General features: G+C 68.2%; 13 protein-coding genes. 10 read left to right on the forward strand and 3 right to left on the reverse strand.

Features of this window, described 5'->3' with window-relative positions; genetic code table 11:
* Nucleotides 1-2: 2 nt before the first annotated feature.
* The gene (locus tag FED44_RS19960) at nt 3-1,172 is read right to left on the reverse strand and encodes a restriction endonuclease subunit S (RefSeq protein WP_208759077.1); all 1,170 of its coding nucleotides are present in this window, start codon (nt 1,170-1,172) and stop codon (nt 3-5) included.
* Nucleotides 1,165-2,736, reverse strand: coding sequence for a type I restriction-modification system subunit M (locus FED44_RS19965; RefSeq protein ID WP_111699030.1), 1,572 nt, complete (start codon nt 2,734-2,736; stop codon nt 1,165-1,167). The genes FED44_RS19960 and FED44_RS19965 overlap by 8 nt, the downstream gene beginning before the upstream one ends.
* A 573-nt stretch (nt 2,737-3,309) precedes the next feature.
* Here FED44_RS19965 and FED44_RS19970 point away from each other — a divergent pair.
* The 8 genes from FED44_RS19970 to FED44_RS35890 all read left to right on the forward strand — a co-directional run bounded on the left by FED44_RS19970 (nt 3,310) and on the right by FED44_RS35890 (nt 15,520).
* Nucleotides 3,310-4,350: a hypothetical protein gene (locus FED44_RS19970; protein WP_244302094.1), complete on the forward strand. Its 1,041-nt coding sequence runs from the start codon at nt 3,310-3,312 to the stop codon at nt 4,348-4,350.
* Nucleotides 4,236-5,204: an NAD(P)-dependent oxidoreductase gene (locus tag FED44_RS19975; protein ID WP_138461635.1), complete on the forward strand. Its 969-nt coding sequence runs from the start codon at nt 4,236-4,238 to the stop codon at nt 5,202-5,204. The genes FED44_RS19970 and FED44_RS19975 overlap by 115 nt, the downstream gene beginning before the upstream one ends.
* Before the next feature lie 407 nt (nt 5,205-5,611).
* The gene (locus FED44_RS19980; protein WP_111699036.1) at nt 5,612-5,803 is read left to right on the forward strand and encodes an FxLD family lanthipeptide; all 192 of its coding nucleotides are present in this window, start codon (nt 5,612-5,614) and stop codon (nt 5,801-5,803) included.
* A gap of 67 nt (nt 5,804-5,870) precedes the next feature.
* Nucleotides 5,871-8,975: a lantibiotic dehydratase gene (locus tag FED44_RS19985; RefSeq protein WP_208759078.1), complete on the forward strand. Its 3,105-nt coding sequence runs from the start codon at nt 5,871-5,873 to the stop codon at nt 8,973-8,975.
* Nucleotides 8,972-10,222, forward strand: coding sequence for a lanthionine synthetase C family protein (locus tag FED44_RS19990; RefSeq protein WP_138461637.1), 1,251 nt, complete (start codon nt 8,972-8,974; stop codon nt 10,220-10,222). Before FED44_RS19985 ends, FED44_RS19990 begins: the two co-directional genes overlap by 4 nt.
* Before the next feature lie 16 nt (nt 10,223-10,238).
* Nucleotides 10,239-12,296: a methyltransferase, FxLD system gene (gene fxlM, locus FED44_RS19995; protein ID WP_138461638.1), complete on the forward strand. Its 2,058-nt coding sequence runs from the start codon at nt 10,239-10,241 to the stop codon at nt 12,294-12,296.
* A 6-nt stretch (nt 12,297-12,302) separates the two neighbouring features.
* Entirely contained in the window at nt 12,303-13,418 is a 1,116-nt protein-coding gene (locus FED44_RS20000) for a hypothetical protein (protein WP_138461639.1), read from the forward strand.
* 1,427 nt (nt 13,419-14,845) lie between these two features.
* On the forward strand, nt 14,846-15,520 hold the full coding sequence (locus tag FED44_RS35890; RefSeq protein ID WP_167521539.1) for an AfsR/SARP family transcriptional regulator: 675 nt from the start codon (nt 14,846-14,848) through the stop codon (nt 15,518-15,520).
* 93 nt (nt 15,521-15,613) lie between these two features.
* Here the strand turns inward: FED44_RS35890 and FED44_RS20010 are convergent, their stop codons facing one another.
* Nucleotides 15,614-15,997 (reverse strand): hypothetical protein, encoded by a 384-nt coding sequence (locus FED44_RS20010; RefSeq protein ID WP_138461641.1) that lies wholly within the window; start codon nt 15,995-15,997, stop codon nt 15,614-15,616.
* 261 nt (nt 15,998-16,258) lie between these two features.
* Here FED44_RS20010 and FED44_RS20015 point away from each other — a divergent pair, with 261 nt between their 5' ends.
* Complete coding sequence (locus FED44_RS20015; protein ID WP_133305908.1) at nt 16,259-16,792, forward strand: ATP-binding protein; 534 nt, start codon at nt 16,259-16,261, stop codon at nt 16,790-16,792.
* A 1,726-nt stretch (nt 16,793-18,518) separates the two neighbouring features.
* Nucleotides 18,519-19,646 carry a MarR family transcriptional regulator gene (locus FED44_RS20020; RefSeq protein ID WP_138461642.1) on the forward strand — a complete coding sequence of 376 codons (1,128 nt, stop codon included), beginning with the start codon at nt 18,519-18,521 and terminating at the stop codon, nt 19,644-19,646.
* The last annotated feature ends 198 nt before the right edge of the window (nt 19,647-19,844 follow it).

The raw sequence follows: 19,844 nt of genomic DNA on the forward strand, positions 1-19,844 counted from the left end.
ACTCAGCCCTCCAACTCGGCGGACTCGATGTCGATGCTGCGATCCAGCATCCCCGCCAGCAGCGCCGCCCGGACTTCACGGAGACGGGCGGCCTCAGCCGCCAGCACACGAGATTCGGCTCGGAGCGCGCCTAGCGCAGTCCCGAGGGACTGGTTTTCCCTCCAGCTCCAAGGCACCTTCGTCGAACGGATCAGGCCCATATTCAACGAGGGGACGGCGCCCGGGCGGACCAGGCTCGAGAGCGCGAAGCTTTCCATGACCGCCAGCAGGTACTCCGAGTTCGTCCCTTTCCCGGGCGTGATCACGAGGTGGTTCTCATCCAGCGCTCCGGGGGTGTCCACGATCCGCTTCTTCTCGGTGAGAACTGCCGCCCCCACCCTCGGAAATGTCACCGCGCCAGCCTCTACCACAACGCCGCCAATCTCAGCCACTTCCGAGGGCGTAAGCCGCGTATCAGCAACGGTGTAGCCGAACTCGTTCCCCGGGCCGGTCATGTCAGCAATCTTGTACCAAGAAACTTCGCCCGTTCGCTTGCCCTGGAACTCCTTCGGAAGCCCCTTCCCCTGCGACACAACCCCCAGGCTTCCGAGGGGCACCTGACCGGTATCGGCAGACCTTCCGACCAGGCCCGTACGGACTTTGACGACAGCCTCGACCTCAGCCTCGAGTGCGGTGATCTGATCGTCGACCGCGTCGAGTATCTCGACGATCCCCGCTTGTACCTCGCGGGGTGGGATCGGCAGTTTAATCTGCAAGAGATGCTCGGGGTTGAGGCGCTTACGCCGTTGAACTGTCCCGCTCACCCGGTTCTTCATTTCTGCCCACAGTCGCGGTGAGCGGCAGACGTGCCTCATCCAGTCGGGCACCAGTTCTGGGCCAAGCGTGAATGTCGGGAACTCGCTGCTGACGACGAATCCGTCGAACTCGGCAGGTACTACGGTGATCGGGCCTTCCCACGCGGTCAGCTTTCGCATCACGACCTGGTCGACGCGCAGCACGTTCATTGACGCGTACTCTGTGTCTCCGCCGTCGAGTTCGCCTTTAGCGACAAGCCCCTGTCCTGCGTTCAGGACCCCGGCCAGACGGTAGGTGGTTGCAGGCATCATCGGTGTGCGCTGGATGTCGAGGCGTATCACCTCTCCGAGCGGACGAAGCGGATAGCCGTCAGTCATCGAAGCCCTCGATCCCTGCGGCGGCGAGGACGGCGAGCATGCGCTGTTCGGTCCTCTGGCGCTCGGCGCGGGCGATGTTGTAGGCGGCGATGAGGGTGTCGAGGTCTTCCTGCTCGACGGCGGCCTGTTTGATGTACCGTCCGATGTTGAGGTCGTACCCATTCGCCACGATCTCCGTGGTGGGCACGAATCGCGCCGAGAGCCCACCTTCTCCGTCAGGGCCCACCGGGTTGCTGGCGTCGAAGCTCGAGCGGTAGGCGGTCACGACGTCGGCGATGTCGGCGTCGGTGAAGATGTTGCGATTCTTGGCCTTAGCGAACCGCTTGGAGGCGTCGATAAACAGCACCCCGTCCTTGCGTTCGGCGGCCTTGGTGCCGGGGGCGCGAAACACAAGGATGCAGGTCGGGATCGTGGTCGAATAAAAGAGGTTCGCTGGCAAGCCGATCACAGCTTCGAGCAGGTCATCTTCCAGGACGCGCTTTCGGATGGCTGCCTCTTGGCCGCCGCGAAAGAGGACGCCATGGGGTAGAACGACGCCAGCACGGCCCTTCTTCGGGCCCATGCTGGCGATCATGTGCTGCACGAACGCCCAGTCCGCCGACGACCTCGGCGCCACCCCTCCGATGGCGCGCGGGTCATTGGTCCAGGGCTTCCACTTTTGGCTGTAGGGCGGGTTGGCGACGATCACATCGAACTGCGCGATGGACCCGTCCGGCTTCTTGAAGCGCGGGTCTTTCAGGGTGTCACCGACCTCGACCTGGAACTGAGTGAGGTTGTGCATGAAGAGGTTCATACGGGCCACACCAGCCATGTCCGGCACCGCCTCCTGCCCATACAGGCTGAGCGTGTAGCCACGCCCGCCGCGGGCCTTCAGGAGGTTCGCGGAGGCGATGAGCATGCCGCCTGACCCGCATGTCGGGTCGTACACCGACTCGAAGCCTTTGGGTTCTAGGACCTCGACGATCAGCTCGACGACCTCGCGCGGGGTGAAGAACTGGCCGGCTCGGGTACCGGACCCGTCGGAGAACCGCTTCAGTAGGTACTCGTACGCCCCACCGAGCACGTCGTGGGACATGTTGCCCTCGTGCATCTTCGGGGTGCGGTCCATCGCCTGCATGACCGCCGCCAGCACCTCTCCCGGCAGCACCTCTTCGGCGGTCCAGGTCATGGACCCGAACAGGCGGGAGAACTTGTCGGGGTTGGCCGTCTCGATGGCTTGTAGGGAAGCGCGGACGCGCTTGCCGAGGCCCGGCTGGGTGATGGTAGCGAGGATGGATGACCAGGAGGCTCGACGCTGCTGGACGGTACCGGGGTAGAGGAACGGGATCTCGAACGACTGATAGTCGCGGTACTCGATCTCGTGCGCTTCCTCGGCGGACAGGCCGTCCAGGCCCTCGTTGTCGGCCAGGAACTCCTCGTGCTGGTGCTCCCAGGTGTCCGATAGGTACTTCCAGAACATCAGCGGGAAGATGACGGAGGAGTATTGCGCTTCGGGCATCGCCACGCGCAGCTCGTCGGCGGCATCCCACAACCGGTTCTCGATCTCCTGCTGCGTCACTGCCATCAGTCGGGGGTGTCCTTGCTCGTCAAAGGGCGGCGGCCCTAAGGCCGTGGTGTTCCTACTGGTCGCCCGATTTCAGGCACGCCCGGCATGCACACGCCGGGGTGGCCTACAGGGTGAATACACGCGGAGCGTGGTACTCCCTGCGCGGCCGACCTCCCAACGATATCCTTCGCCGGGATCACGGAATTCGGCCAACGGCCCCTCCCTTTGGACGTGCTGATGCGTAGAGGCGAACTTCCGTACCCGAGGGACCGTCAGTCGCCTGGTCGGGCGAGCGGTTCGGAGGTAGAACCAATCGGGCGCCTGGTCGCTCGTCTACGCGAGGAACGGGGCTGGAGCCAGGTCAAACTCGCGAGTCTGTTATGCGACAGGTCGGGCAACTCTGCTGCCACGCAAGATCAGATATCGCGCTGGGAGCGGCGACACCGGATCCCGGGCCCCTACTGGCGGAGCTACCTCGCCGACCTATTTGAGGTTCCCGTGCAGATGATGACAGCCGCCGCGGCAGCCTCCAGGCAAGAACGCCATATGGCCAAGTCGCCTGTGCGTGTTTTGTCCCCAGATGTGGGGGATATGGTGATCCTGTCAGCGAGGGAATCGGCCCGACTGGGTGAGCAAATGGATACCACCCCTTTTGGATCATTTACCGTAGAAGAGATCACCAACGAGCTACGACAGCTCGCCACTCTCTACCCTTCACGTTCACCCCTTGAGTCGCTTTTAGCGGCACGCGCGCTACGAGACCGATCCTTCGCTTTGGCCCAGCAGTCCCGTCGCCCTTCCTATGCCAGGGATCTCTACCTGGTTACGGCCTGGTCGTGTGCCATTCTGGCGAATGCCAGCTTTGACTTGGGGGCCGTCGCTCCTGCCTTCACTCAGACCCGTGCCGCGCTACATCTTGGTGACCTGTGCGATCACAACGGGGTGCAGGTCTGGGTTCGAGGTCTGCAGGCGCTGGTTGCGTTCTGGGACGATCGTCCTGACGAGGCGATCGCATATGCAGAGTCGGCGCTCGAGCGGCCAGCGGAAGCAGGCACCGCAACGGTACGGATCGAGGCGATTTACGCCCGAGCACTGGCCTTGCAGGGACGCGACCAAGAGTCTGGCCGCGCGTTGGCTCGTGTTGAGCGAGCCCGCGACCGAGTCACCGAGACCGGCAACCCACTCGATGGCCCTGGCGGGATGGCTGATTTCCCGCGTGCTAAAGAGCTCTACTGGCGGGCCAACACCTACCTCCTGACCGGCAACCCGCAACGGCTACCTGACGCCGAAGCGTCCGCAATGGAGTCAGTTCATCTCTACACCGAGACGAACGCCGTATCGCCACGTCCAGGCGAGTTGTGCCATGCACGTCTTGATCTAGCCTCCGCTCGGTGGGGGAGCGGCCACCCCGAGGGAGCCGAGCAGCAGGTCGGCGCGGTAGTGGAAACGCTTCAGACGCGGTATGTCGAGAGCGTTGTGCGTCGCATGAACGGTTTCGGGAAGCTGGTTGAATCGGAATGCGGTGGGCGCAGCGCCCTGGCGGGGCAAGTGCTCGCGCGTATCGCGGACATCGGCGCTATCGCCCCGCCGTCGCTGCCCAGCGACATCGCGGCGCTGCCGCTCGACGAGTGACCGCTCCCCGTACGATCGCCGTCCTCCACCCAGGGGCGATGGGGGCCGGGATGGCCCGCGTGCTCAAAGGTGCTGGCCATCGCGTGCTGTGTGGCCTGGAAGGGCGATCGGAGGAAACCCGGCGGCGAGCGGAGAGAGCGGGACTCATATCGATCTCGATGCCACAGCTAGCCGCAGAAGCGGACATCGCATTGTCGGTGGTTGCACCGAGCGCCGCCCAGGAGGTGGCCGACCAGCTGCTGGCGGCTGGATTCCGCGGGCTGCTGATCGAAGCCAACGCGATCCGGCCCGCGCTTTGCCATGCAATCGCCGAGCGCGTACGTGCGGCAGGTGGGCAAGTCGTCGACGCCAGCATCATGGGACCACCCCCGACACAGTCGGTCACTCAACCGACCCGGCTGTACCTCTCCGGTCCGCCGCCATGCGTTGATATCGCCACCGAGCTCTTCATGAGTACTGCTGCGCTGCACGTCACCAAGCTGGGCGCCGAGTTGGGGAAGGCGTCGGCGCTGAAACTGGCCCAGAGTGTCGTTCAGAAGGCCAGTCGGGCGTTGGCACTCCTTGGGCACGCGCTGGCCGACCGACATGGACTGTCAGCCCAGTTGGCTGCAGAGGCGCGACGTTGGCCCCACCCCGCCTCCGATCCTGAACGCTTCTCCAGCGTGGCCGGCCGAAGTTGGCGCTGGGGTGATGAGCTGCGGGATGCCGCGCAGGAACTCCGAGAGGCTGGCCTTCCTCCAGAGCTGGCGACTGATGCTGCCGCATTATTCGATCTCCTTGCCGGCTTTGAAGGAGGCCAGCCCGCCGTGGATGACATCTTTCGGGCCCTTACCGACGGCTCGGCCGAGCCGTAACCCAAGCAGGCGGCATCATGACGCTCGCCGAGACCGGATAGTGGCCCCCAGCCAGTTCCCATCGGCCCTGTCCTGGCCATTCCGCGTTGCTGGTCGCTGGGAATTTCATGGCATCGAACTCGTCGTGCGGGAACTTCGTCGCCAGGAAGGGTGAGGCGGAGGGCTGCTGGACGACGGCAACGTGAGCACGCGGGACAGCCACGACAGCGACGGCCCGTCCCTGATGTTCGCACCAGCGGAGTCCACGACGGCGAGTTCATTCGCGGGGCGCTGGCCGCCCCGCGATGGCTCCGTCCGCGGCGTAACCGACGGGACGGCGGTGGCTGGCTCCTATTTCGGGAGCCTGGCCACGAGCACGACCCCGGACCGGCGCGGCCCGGGGAGTGAATCCTTCGAGGAGGATACGGATGTCCAGCAACCTCGGCCCGGTTCAGGGCCACCCCTCCGGCTCCCCCGCCCTGGGGGCGGCCGCACGGCGCGGCCCGTTCGACCTCGACGTCAGCGTGGTCGAGGCCGCCGACGCCGGCAGCCTGATCTCTGTCACCGACGATGGCTGCGGCACCACCTGCCCCAAGGCGTGCACGACCGGTTCCCGCTGACCCGCACGAGTCGATCCGGCCGGCGTCTCTCCCGCGGGGCGCCGGCTCCCTTCTTTCGGAGGTGCGTGTGCCCGATACCCCCTGCTTCCGGGCCAGCGGTGTCGCGCTCGTCCGGGCTGCCGCTCACACTGACCTCGGCCTGCCCCCGTGGCCGGACCTGACCGGCCGCGCTCCCGAGCGGCTGCGCGAGTGGTGCGACTGGTTGGATCAGGTGTGGTCGCTGCCGGTGGTCGCCGACGCGCTCGACCATGCCGCCCCTTCGCTCGCCGAGCAGGTTCGTGCTCTGCTCGCGGCGTCGAACCCATCACCGGATAAGGCACGCAGGTGCGTGCTGTCGGTGGCCCGCTACCTGCTGAGGATGACCGGCCGGGCCACGCCGCTCGGTCTGATCGCCGGGGTCGCCCCGGCCGCGATGGCAGCAGCCGGGGAAACAGCGGGGCTGAGATGGGGCAGCAGGCACCAGGCGATCGCCCGCGCCGGGGCTGACTGGCTGGCCGCCGTCATTCATCAGCTGGAGATATGCCATGAGTTGCTGCTACGGCTGCCGGTGGTCACGAACAGCGCGGTGCTGGTGCGTGGGGACCGGCTCATCGTGCCTTACCAGCCGAACCCCGATCGGGGCGGCGGGGCGGTGGAAGTGTCGCTGCGGTACACCACGGCGGTCGCCGTCGCCTTGGACGCCGCCCGGGCGCCGATCCGACTTGAAGACCTCGTAGCGAAGATCGCTCCAGACTTTCCGACCACGAACCCGGCGACCGTGACCGGGATGCTGAATGAGCTCGTCGCCCGACGGGCGTTGGTGACGAGCCTGCACGCCCCGTCGACCGTGCCGGATGCGCTGGACTACCTCCTGCAGGAGCTGGACACAGCCGACGCACAGACCATTCCTGCGGCAGCCGCCCTGGTGGGCGGTCTACGTGAGATTCATGATCTGCTGCACGCCCACAACCAGGCACCGCTGGCGCAGTCCCTCATGCTGCGAGAAGAAGCAGCCGCCCAGATGCGGGCCATCGCCCCCTCCCGCCGGCACCCGGTGGCGGTGGACTTGCGACTTGACGCTGACCTGGTCCTTCCCCGGGAGGTGGTCGCCGAAGTGGAGCGAGCCGCGCTGGTCCTAAGCAGGTTGAGCGCCTACCCGTACGGCACACCCGCCTGGCGGGCCTACCACGAGCGGTTCTTCGACCACTTCGGCATCGGCTCCTCCGTGCCCTTGGCCGATGTAGTGGCCGACAGCGGCATCGGCTGGCCCGAGGGCTATCCCGGTACCGGCACGGAGGAGCCGCGCTCCCCGATGTCTCACCGCGACCAGATGCTTCTGGCCTTGGCTCAGCGGGCCGCACTCGACGGCGCCGGCGAGATCACAGTGACCGACGCCATGATCGCTGCCCTGGAACTTGGCCCCCAAGTACCACGGGTTCCGCCACATCTGGAGCTGGGCGTCCGCGTGTACGCAACGAGCGTGGAGGCGTTCCGCGAGGGCCGGGTCCGTGTAGAGGTGGTCACGGTGTCCCGCAGCGCAGGGACCCTGATCGGGCGGTTCTTGCCGGTGCTCGACTCTGGTGACTCGGCGAGGCTGACGGCCGCGCTGGCCGATATGCCCTCAGGCGGCCCAGGCACCGTGTGCGTCCAGGTGTCGTTCCCGCCGCTGGACCCCGCCACGGCGCATGTCGCCCGCTCTGCACAGGTCCTTCCCACCGTCATCAGCCTCGCCGAACACCGCGCGCCCGGCTGGAATGTCCTTACCCCCGACGACCTGGCTGTGGCCTGCGACGGCCGCCGCCTGGTGCTGACCGCCCCTGCTCCCGGGATCCGCGTCCACGCCACGGCCATGCACGCGTTAGCGCTGGGAACGCCCACTCCGCCACTCGCCCGCCTGCTGTCCGAACTGTCCCGCGCCCCGTACGCGCAAGTCACGACGTTTTCGTGGGGAGCTGCTGCTCATCTGCCGTACTTACCTCGGATCCGGTACGGCCGCATCATCTTGTCCCCGGCCCGGTGGCGTCTGGACGCGGCCGACCTGCCTGCCCCACGGGAGGAGTGGTCGACGTGGGATGACGCGTGGGCCGGGTTACGGCAGCGCCTCCGGGTGCCGCGCCTGGTCCACCTGGTGCACGGCGACCAGCGGCTCCCCCTGGACCTCGATCACTCCGGGCACCGGGTGCTGCTCCGCACCCACCTGAACCGCGACCGAGACGCCATCCTCGCGGAGGCTCCCACCCCAGAAGACACCGCCTGGTGCGGCGGACGCGCACACGAGGTCATCATTCCCCTAGCCGCCACCGGCACCCCGGAATGGCCGCGCATGCCTACGCCGTCCCGCGCCCGCACCCTGCCACGCGGTCACGGCGACGCCCCGGCCGCGTCGACGGTGCTGATGGCCAGCCTGTACGGCGCCGTGCAACGGCAGGACGTGATCCTGGCCGAGTACCTGCCCACCCTGCTACGCCGACTCGGGAACCCATCATGGTGGTTCGTCCGCTACCGCGACCCCGGCCCGCACCTGCGGCTCCGCATCACGCTCCCGGCGCGGGAGGCGTTCGGGGCAGTGGCCGGCACGGTCAGCGACTGGGCGGACGACCTGCACCGCATCGGCCTGCTGCGGGAGTTGCGGTACTGCACCTCCTACCCGGAGATCGGCCGGTGGGGTGACGGCCCCGCTATGACCGCCGCCGAACACGTTTTCACGGCCGACTCCCGCGCCGTGCTGGCGCAGCTTCGCCAGCCCGCCCGCCCCGACCGGCAGGCGCTTGCAGCCGCCCATGCGGTAGCGATCGCCGCCGCGTGGACGGGCTCCACGGAGGCGGGCATGCGGTGGCTGATCGAGCACGTCGCTCCGGCCGCGCCCGGGAAGGTGTCCCGCCCGGTATTCACCGAGGCGGTACGGATCGCGAACCCCGGCGACAACTGGGCGGGCCTGCGCGGCGCACCCGGCGGGGACGCGATCGCCGCCGCGTGGGCCGACCGCGCCATCGCAGTGGCCGACTACCGCACCCACCTGCCCGGCCCCCATACGCAGGGAGTGGACCCCGACAACGTGCTGGTCAGCCTCCTACACGTCAACTACATCCGTGTCTGCCGCATCGACCCGGCCGACGAGGCCGAGTGCATGTACCTGGCTCGCTCCGCGGCCCTGGCCTGGACCGTTCGCATCACAAAGGGCGGCCACCCATGACAACGGACCCGCTGGAGGTAGCCGTGCACGTGGCCGACCGCCTCGCCCGCCCCGAGGACTCTGGCCTGCGGGCCGGCGAGTCGTGGTGGCCGCAGTCGCTCGCCCACGGCGCACCCGGTGTCGCCCTGCTGCATGTCGAGCTCGCCGCTCACGGCGCCGCACCCTGGGACCGCGTCCACGCCTGGCTGTGCGCGGCAACCTGGGCGACCGTCACCGGCGGCCCCGACAGCCACCTGTACTACGGCGCACCCGCCGTCGCACACGTGGTGGCGTGCGCCGCCGACCACCAGCCCGGCGCGTACCGGCGGGCGCTGGACGCCCTGAACCGGCAGATCACCGCCGACGCGCTGTCCCGCGCCCGCGCGGGACACGCCCGCATCGACGCCGACACCCTGCCGACCTTGTCGGAGTTCGACGTGATCCGCGGCCTGTCCGGGATCGGCGCCTACCTGCTGCGCCGCGACCCCGGCGGCGCGGCCCTGACCGCCGTCCTGGAGTACTTGGTGCGTCTCACCGAGCCCATCACCGTGGACGGGGAAACGCTGCCTGGCTGGTGGGCGCAGGTCGGTCCGTCCGGCCGCTCCGACCCCGCCCTCCCGGGCGGCCACGCCAACCACGGAATGGCGCATGGTGTGGGAGGCCCCCTGGCCCTGCTTGCGCTCGCCGCTCTTCACGGTGTCACCGTGACCGGCCACCACGACGCCATCGCCCGCATCCTCACCTGGCTGGACCAATGGCGCACCCACAACGGCTGGCCGTACTGGGTCACTCGCCCCCAGCTGCACGCCGGGCAGCTCATGGCAACGCCGGTCCGCCGCCCGTCCTGGTGCTATGGAACCGTCGGCCTGGCCCGCGCTCAACAGCTCGCCGCGCTCGCCACAGGGGACAGCACCCGCCGCCGCCACGCCGAAAACGCCCTCCTGCGCGCCGTCACCGACCCCATGCACCTGCTGGCGGCCACCGACGACTCGCTGTGCCACGGCCGGGCCGGATTCGCTCACCTTGCTCTTCGCGCGGCGGCCGACGCCGCACCCGACCCGGGCGTACAGCTCCGCGCGGCCGCACTACGCCTGCTGGAGGTCATGCACCCGCCCGGCACCGACGCGAAGGACACCGCCGGCCAGCTCCTCACTCTGGCGGGCCCCGAGTTTCTCGAAGGCACCGCCGGGATCGCTCTGACATTCGCCGCCACGGCGTCCCCGTCCGGGCCCGTCACCGGGTGGGACACCTGCCTGCTCATCAGCTGAAAGGACGGAGACCCGCATGCCATGGCTTCAGTGCAACATCCACTTCTCCGACCCCACTTCGGAGTTCCAGGTGGCGGCCGCCGACCTGCTTCCTCCCCTCGCCGCCGCCCAGGGCGATGGCCACCTGCACGCCTGGTGGTACATCCGGAAGAACGGCGTGTGGCGACTGCGGTACCGGGGTGGCCCGCAAGTGGTGGCGAACCTGCTGGACACGCTCGCCGCTGACGGCCGCATCACCGGCTGGGAGCCCGGCATCTACGAACCCGAGACGCTCGCGTTCGGCGGCCCGCAGAGCATGGACGTCGCGCACGAGCTGTTCCACCGTGACAGCTGCCATGTGCTGTCCCGCGCCGCCGAGCCCGGCCCGGCCGCCCGCCAGCGGGAGACCAGCATCCTGCTGTGCGCCGCGCTGATGCGCGCCGCCGGACTCGACTGGTACGAGGCGGGGGACGTGTGGGCACAGGTTGCTGAGCACCGCCCCATCGACCCGGCCAAACCCGCTTGGCCACCGGAGCGGGAAATCGGCCTGCAGGCGGTAATGCACCGCCTGCTGACAGCCGATGCCCGTTCCCTGCCCGCCCTCCCTACCGGGTGGCTGGACGCGTTCGAGGAAGCCGGGCAATCCCTGGCCAGCCTCGCTCACCAAGGGCGGCTCCAGCGGGGCCTCCGCGCGATCCTCGCCCACCATGTGATCTTTCACGCCAACCGCGCGGGCCTCCCGGTAACGGACCAGTCGGCTATCGCTGCCCTGGCCGTCCACACCGTGTTCACCCCCGCAGCAGACCGCATTTTCCCAGCTCAGAACCTATTCCCAAAGGCTAAGGTCCCACCTATGACACTCATCGATGATCAGCCGGACGTCACCCCGGAAGAACTCCGCGACGCCCTGACCGACCGCCTTGTAGCCGCCGGCACGGTACGCACCCCCTCCGTCGAGGCCGCGTTCCGCACCGTGCCGAGGCACCTGTTCGTCCCGAGCGCCTCCCTCGACGCCGCGTACGGCGACGACCCGATCTACACCAAGCACGACGGCGCGGGTGTGTCACTCAGCGCCGCGTCTCAGCCGACGATCGTCGGCATGATGCTCGAACAACTCAACGCTGAGCCGGGTCAGCGAATACTCGAAGCCGGGGCGGGCACCGGCTACAACGCCGCCCTCATAGCCACGATCGTCGGCCCCCAGGGGCACGTGACAACGATCGACGTGGACGACGACCTCGTGACCGGCGCCCGCGACCACCTGGCCGCCGCGGGCATCGGGAACGTCACCGTCGTCCTCGCCGACGGCGCGCTCGGCCACCCCGAGAACGCCCCGTTCGACCGGTTCATCGCCACAGTGGGCGCGTGGGAGGTCCCGGCCGCGTGGCTGGACCAGCTCACTCCTGAAGGCCGACTCGTGGTCCCGCTACGTCTACGCGGCGTCGCCTCCCGTGCAATCGTGTTCGAACGAGACGAGAACGGCTGGCACAGCGTCGACCACCAGCTCGCCACGTTCATGCCGCTGCGCGGCATCGGCGACGACGCCCGCCGCACCGTCGCCATCACCGCCGAGCGGGACGTCACCTTGCAGGTCCACAAGGACCAGGCCGCCGACCCCACCGAGCTCGCCGGCGTGCTCGACACCAACCGCGTCGAGACCTGGACCGAGGTTACGATCCCGGCCACGGTCTCGTACGAGCTGCTGGACCTGTGGCTGTGCCTCCGCCTGGACAACCCGCTCATGCGGATGCACGTCGGCTCGGAGGCCACTACCCGTGGCACCGTGACCCCGATGTTCCCCTGGGGCTCCATGGCGACCACCAGCGGCAACAGCCTTGCTTACCTCATCTCCCGCTGTACCGCCGAACGTGACAGCGCCGACGTGCCCCTGTATGAGGTCGGCGTCGTCGGCCACGGCCCCAGTGGCGCCGAACTCGCCGAGCACGTCGCGAACGAGATCCGCACGTGGAACCAGGACTACCGCGACCGCGCCGTGCGGTTCGAGCTGCCCGACACCCCGCCCTCCGCTGACCCCGGCACCGGGCGGTTCGTCCTGTCCCGGCCCACCCACCCGATCCTCGTCACCTGGGAGTAACAGTTGATGGAGCCCACCCAGGCATTCGCGCGGTTCCCCCTCGTCGCCCGGCCCCGCCCGGCCTGCGCCCCGCTCGACGCCCGGGTGGGCAACCTGTGCGAGCTGGCCCGCACCGCCGAACGCGACAGCGACACGTCGACGGCGTCGACAGTGTTCAACCAGGCCGCCCTCCTGGCCAGCGATCTCGGCCTGCCCGACCTGGCCCGCACCTGGTGTCACCAGCACGCCACCCTGTACCTGACCGCCTGCCCCCTCACCGGGCGGGCGGCCCGGCACGCCGTCGAACCCCTCGTGAACCTCGCCCGGCTGCACATCCGCGCCGGCGACGGCGCCCACGCCTTCGCTCTCCTGGACGGCTTGTACGAGGCTGCGCAAGCGCGCACGGACACCACCGTCGACGAGCTCCACGTCCCCTTCTCCATCCTCACCCAGACCGTGGCGGATCACCGGGACGTCCTCCAGTGGCTTTGGACGGTTCACCTCGCTGACGGCACCCGCGCCCTCACCGGGGCAGGCCGCTGGAACGAGGCCCTCGCCCACCTCCGCGCTCGCAACGGCGTCGGCCACCGGATGCTCGACGGCCGACAGGTCGCCGTCATCGCCCACGCCTTGGCGGGCGACACCGCCACCACCCAGGCGCTGCTCGACGGCACCCCGGCGGGGGAGCCCTGGGAAGCCGCTGTCACCGCCTGCCTGGCCGCCCTCTGCCGGCCCGGCGACGACCGTACGGCAGCGGAGATGCTCACCTGCTACCGACGCCTCGACCACACGGCCCCCGGCCTGGTGGTGTTCCGGACCCGGCTCGGTCTATCGGTGGTCGACGCCGCTGGGGGAGTCGACACCGCCGACGGCCGTGCCGTTGCCACCACGCTCATCATCCGCGCGGTGGCGACCGACGACGGCTACGCCGCCCGAGACGTACTCGACCATCCCGGATGCGCGGCCATACTCAAGGCCGACCAGAAGGCCGCGCTCACGCAATTACTGCAGGCGAGCGGACTCGGCTCCCGGCGTTTCCCAGAGTGGCTGATGGTGGAGCTGTCGGTCGCCTTGTCACGGAGCGGCGCGGTGATCGCGCGCAACCTCAACTCTTGCCTCGTAGACGCCGAGCGCATGGGCTAGCTGACGGCGAGCGGGTACCAGGCAGCACCACTCACCTCGGACTCTTAAATGAGTCCCACGTCCGCATCTCTATCTGTCAATGGTTTCGAGATCGGCTGTCCTAATTGAGAAGTAGTACCGCCTATGATTCAAGCGTGCCTGATATGTGATCGCCCACGAATAATAGGTTCCATAATGGTGATGTGCGACCTGCTCGGATAGGCCTGTGGCTGGCCGCGCGTCGGCGCTCGTTATTGCTATTCATTAAGGAGTTTTGATCTTCGAAAATTCTTGCTCGTCGTCTCGGCCGGGTAGATCGACAGTGAGCGTCACATATGGCGAAGCCCGTTTTTCGGGGGTGACGAGTGGTCCTATGGAAAGTTACTTCGTCCGAGTGGAAAGCTGAGCGCCTGTCGCTGGCAATCGGGATCGGCGTGGCTGGCTGGACTGCGATACTGGGCTGCTTGGCCGGGTCGGCCGTGCCATCTTCCCGGGAGCCGTGGTGCAATGCCTCAATATCCGCTGAGGTGCAGAAGTACTACGATGCTGACAAGTGGTGCGCTCTGATCAAAGAAGAACTCGCGAAAGGGCGCATCCCTGACTATTGGGGCCTACTGGAGAAGGCCAGGCGGCAGTCGATAGCCGAGACCCCAAATGCGCCTGCGCAAAGACCTACGGCGATGGAGCCGAAAGGGCAGAGCGCCAAGGGAGCGCGCGGACCGAGGGATACTCGGCCCAGGCCACGCCCCGATCCGCAGCCCCGCCACAATCCGCAGGGGCATGTCCGTCACTCGCTTATCACTGCAAAACCTGCTACAGACAAGGCCGCCGAGCCGAGAAAGAAGCAGGCAAGTAAGTCCTCGCGGGCGTCCTCTCCTGCTCGGGGTCGGCACCAGCGAACGTCCACCTCCTCGCCGGCCCCCGCGCCGTCCACGCCATACACGCGGCCAGCGCCTTCACACGGAGAACATGCTTCCGTGGGGCGGCCCTCGGGGTTGACGGTTCACCTGGATAGGTCCGGTGGGACGAGCGCCGCCGCCGGGTGGGCTCACGCCGCTTCCGCCGTGTTGTTCGGCGTCTTCGTGATGACGATCAGTGCGGCCCTCATCCAGCGGTCCCGCGTCCTGACAGGAGGCGCTGTCGCGGGAGTACCCGGAGCGTCGCTTCCGGTTCCAGTGATTCCCGACGCTGATCCCAGCAGTGAGAGCAAGGCACCCGCTGAGCCGGTGGAATCGGCGGCTGCCACTCCGGATTCTGCAATAGAAGCGGCCGGGCACGGCGATGCCACCGTCGATGCCGACCTCGGGAAGGCGGGGGAGACGCCAGCCGGAGAGGTTGTCTCGACGCAGGCTGCCACCACCTCGGGACTACAGCTCAGGATTCCACCGTCTGCGCTTGTCTCCGGACGGCTGTTCGGAAGGACTCGCCTACAGGCAGCGGATCGGACGGTGCGCTTCACCCGCGCGGAGGGTCGGAATCTGTTCGCGCTGCTGGCTACCACGAAGGACGGCGTGCGACAGGATCTCGTTATCGAACACCTGTGGCCTGAGCAGGGCGAACACGGGTCACAGCACCTGGAGACCGGGGTCCGTGACATCAACGCGGCGCTGCGCAGTGCGACCGGGCTGTCTACCGGAGTGAAGTTCGTGATCAAGACTGGCCAGTGCCGGCACCTTGCCTCGGCCTTCTTCGACATCGACCTGTGGCGGTTCGAGCAGGCGCGTCTGGTGGCGAACACAGCGCTGGAGGAGGACACCCGGGTGCAGGCGCTCAGGCAGATGGTCGCCATCCATGAAGGGCCGCTACTCGCTGAGCGAGATGATCTCTGGTGCCTGCCGCTCCGGCAGGCCGCGGCCCGGAAGGCGACGAACGCGGTGATGCGGCTGGCCGAGCTGGAGCACAAGACCGACCCGGATCACGCACTGGATCTGCTGACTCTCGCTGTGGACCGGATCGATCCCTACAGTGAGGTCCTGTGGTGCCGGATCATGACCATTCATGGTGAGCTGGGACGGCTGCCGGCCGTACGCGCGACCTTTCAGCAGCTCACCGAGCGACTGCGGGAGGTCGACGCCGAGCCGAGCCGTCAGGCGAGGCAGATCTACCGGGGGCTCGCCGGGTAGCGGCGAGTAATGACGGAGGTCCTGACCAGAAGCCGGGCCAGGACCTCCCTCGGCGCGGCAATGGGTGCTGCTTCTCTTCTTGAGGGATCGAGGCTACGCGCCGAGGAGTACTCGGTCTTGTCTGCTGTAGGTGGCCCGGGTCTCGGGGGTGAGGAGTTGGGCGGGGCGGGTGCCGTAAATCTGCGCGAGCAGCCGCAGCACATGTGCTGGTGGGCGGCGGCCGGACTCGGGCCAGCTCTCGTATTCGTACAGCCTGCTCTCGCGTAGCGGAGCCGTCCCCGTGCGCTCCAGGGCATTGAACGTGGCGACGACCTGGGCGGCGGTGAGACCGACGGCGTCGCGGTAGAGGCGTAGCGGTGCGACATCGTGGTCGAAGGAGAGCACGACGGCGATCTGGTCGACAGTGAAGCCGTGTCCGCGCAGGTGGAAGCCGCGGCGGCGGCACTCGAGCAGGGTCTGGTAGCCCTTCCCGGACATGATTACTCCCCGTCTGGTGATGTTCGCTGGCCGATCGGGTGGACCGTAGGGCGCCTTCCTGCGAGATCTCCAGTCGATGTGGGTGATCCATCTGCCGGGGTGTGATCGCCTAGCTCTATGGCGGTGTGTTGGCGCAGGTCAACGCGCACTTCGGCGTGGCGGGCGACGGGACGGCCGTGGGGTTCGATTCGGGCGCGGAGTCGGTTCATGGTGTGGGCCCCTTCACGGGAACGGCCGGGACGACATGGAGGTGCCCTGACGATGACTGGACGCGAGAACGCGGACGCGACTGTGCTGGACGACGGCGGACGGGACGGATTCCCTGGCCTGCCGCTCGGCCCTGCACTGGTCCGCCGATGGTGGAGTGGACTTGGCGGGCCGATGCTGTGGCGCAGGCGATTCCACGGGCGTGAGGACCAGGTCACGGCTGCCCGGAAGATGGTGCGCCTGCTGCTGGAGGACACCTCCCGGGCCGACGATGCCGAGTGGATCACGGCAGAGCTGGCCGCCAATGCCCTGTTGCACTCACGCTCGGGCCTGTTGGGCGGGCTCTTCATGGTGGAGGTGCTGCGCGGCCTGCACATGGCTCGTATCACCGTCTATGACCTCGGCGGCGAAGGAACCCCTGCCGTCCAAGCACGGAAGCCGGGGCAGGACATCGGCGAGCACGGGCACGGCCTGCGTGGAGTACGACAACTCGCCACACAAGCCGGGGTACGAGGAGATGCGACCACCGGGCACGCGGTCTGGGCGCAACTCGCCTTGAACTGCGGCGCGAGCGCACGGACCGCATGATGACCTGGAGCACGCGGACCCAGCGGCCGGACTCGGGCACAGGACCAGTGCCGGATGGTGAGGAGGCAATTCGTCGCGGGCTGCAGGAGTTGCGGAGGGAGTTCCCGAACTGGGGCTTCCTCGTTATCCACAAGGTGTGGGTCGCAGTCCGGGGGAAGACCATCATGGTCACCGCCGACACCCCCAAGGGGCTGCGCGCCGGATTGCCGCCTGCGCCCGCTGACCCCCCTGTCGTCCCCGCGCTGGCCACGACGTGGCCAATGACGGCCGACGATGTCCTGCCAGGGGACATGACATGTTCGCCCACGGCGGCGGGTGTGTGGGCCCATACAGAGGTTCCACCAGTGACGACGCGGCGGGCTCGGCAGCCCGGACGCCGTCGCCGTGGCCGGGCGAGTGCTTGACATCCGGGGTGAAGGTGGGCGTCGATGTCATGGAGCGATCGCAGCGTGCTGTAGCGGCACGCTCGATGGCGCGGGCTCGGGCACAGGGCGCGGCGGAGACCTAACCCCGCTGCCCCGGCTCTCCGGGCGCGGAAATCCCTGACGACCGTTTCGTGCGCGAGGCCGCCAAGGCACTCGACCTTTGCGCTCTGGTAGCGGCGGACGGGAGGCGGCCTGGGGCACCAGCGGATTTCGCTACGCGGGTCGTTTCATCCCCGGGATGTTCGCTGGTGTGCCCCATGTTGCCGCTGGCGTTGCGTTCGCTGTAGCCGCTTGGACCGCATCGACGCCGAGCCGGTGTTCGCACCGGTGAACCCGGGTCCCGGACGATGCGTTGCGTCGCCAGACTCGCCCTACAGGCGACAGACCAATATGTGCGGCGCCGTACGGATGCGGGTCATCTTAATCCGCGGTGGTTCCCGCCGTACGTCGCTTTCCCTCTGTACCGGGCTGGCCTTGGTCAGGCCGGCGGCCGGACCGCCGGCCGAGGCCCATGGGTGATGCCCCGCCAGCTCGCCCGTCTGTGCGCTTGCAGCCCCAGCTTTGCCTGCGTCGGCCAGGACGGGGATCGTCTCCGCCGGGGCCGGGGTGGTTTGCCTTGGACGCGATGGGTACGGCCTCCGCACGTGCCCCCGAGGGACCTGCGGGAAGCGGGCCGGTGTTGGGGGCGGTACAGGCGGCCCCAGCGAGCTTGGCAATCCTCTCGCCATGCGCTTGCCCTCGTAGGCGATGATCTCTAGCGGGCGGTTGTCAGCGCCCGCTTCGGTACGCATGACCAGGACATCGTCACCGCTCCACATCAGCGCCCATCCGTGGCCGTAGGCGTCCAGTCCGCGTACGTGCGCCGCGTCCACCGTGATCGCGGCCCATTCCATGCGTGCGCCCCCTTCGGTCCCTGTCGCACCGCTGAATACGCGCGGCGGCTATTTAGTGATGCGAATCTATGGATGCTCGACGGGGCCGGTCCAGTCAAGTCGATTCGGCAGCTACTTCATGACTCTTTCGGCCTCGGCTGAAAGATTAGGTAGTGCATCCGTAGTCTTCGGTGAATTCGCCTCAACGGGACGACCTGTCTGCATTCGGGTTTGAAGCCGCACCTCGGCAAGGCGGATACCAGCAGGTGGAGGAGCTCCTTGTTAGGTGATTCTCTCCGAAACGGGGGCCGCTGAAAAATGTTCCGCGACACGCTTGCAACGCGCGCCGATGCGAGCGATGGTCGAGCTCCACGAAATCCGAACCGGCCAAACAGCGGGCCGGTACACGGCTGGAAAGGAGCCTTATCAATGGTCGCTATCACCGTCACGGAAAACGCGTACGGCATGGACGCGAACGCAATTTCCGCCGCTCGCGACACGGACGACAGTGCCCCGGACATCCACACCGGCACTGCGCTGAACACCCGTGAGGAGGCCGTGTGGGCCGCGCTGGCCGCCAGCCCCGGTACGTCGGTTGCCCTGATCGCGGGTGCGGCCGGAATCAGCCGAGTGACGGCGGGAAAGATCCTCAATCAGTTCGAGGCCGAGGGCCGCGCGAGCCGTGTCCCCGGCGGACACGACGGGCGGGGCCGTACCCCCGACCTGTGGTACCCCGCCGAGGACACGACCGTCTCGGAGGGGAACGCCCCGGACGAGGCCTCTGACTCGCCCGCTGAGGTGCCCGGCCCGGATGACCCGGACGACCCGAACGTTCCCGCCGTGATGGACATGTCCGAGGACGACGGGGACGGTGCGGACGAGGAGGAGGCCACCGCTGCGGCGGTTCCCGCAACCGATGGCCAGTTCGACCAGGCTGACCCGGAGGGCGTGGTCTCGGCCGACGTGGCCGGTGACGACCCCGTCCCGGACAGCGGCGACGTGGGTCACGCCCTGGACGAAGCCCTTGACTCACGCGCTGACGCGACCGACACGGACACGGACGTTCCGGCCGACGGTTCCGAGGAGACGGCCGAGGCCGAGGACCCGGCCTGGGCATGGGCGCGGACGGCCCTGCTGGAGCTGGCCGACCTGATCACCGGAGCAGTCGGGGCGTTCGACGACGACGGGGACGCGGTCACGGCGTTGGGCCGGTTGGAGATGGCCATGGCCAAGGCTCCGCAGGCACACCGCGACGCCCGCGCCGTGTTGACCGGCACCAACCCCTCCGGCAGGGGAACGGGCGGACGTGTGAGCACCGGCGGCACTACGGGCGCGGGTGGGGCTCGTCCCGGTCATCTGCGTGACAGGGTGCTGTCCCACCTGCTCGACCACCCGGGGAAGGACTTCACCCCGTACGAGATCGGCCGGGTATTGGAGAGCTCGTCCGGCGCGGTCGCCAACGCCCTGGACCGCCTGGTCGGTCTCGGTCAGGCCGAGCTGACCTGCGAGCGCCCCCGCCGCTACGCCCTCGCCGTCAACCCCGCCCCCGGCGACTGATGGCGGCCCGGGGTGGGCCTCCCCGAGGCGGCCCACCCCACAGCAACAGCCCCGGTACCTGGGTGGACGGCCGGTATGGCCCTCGCATCGGCCGCGACGTGGCCACGGTGCCGTCGCTCACCTGCCCCGTTTGGCATCCGTGGCCAGACGTCCCAACGCGTCCGGGACAGGCCGTCCGCCCTCTCTGATCGCCCGCCT

Source organism: Microbispora triticiradicis, assembly GCF_005864065.1.
GTDB classification, from domain to species: domain Bacteria; phylum Actinomycetota; class Actinomycetes; order Streptosporangiales; family Streptosporangiaceae; genus Microbispora; species Microbispora triticiradicis.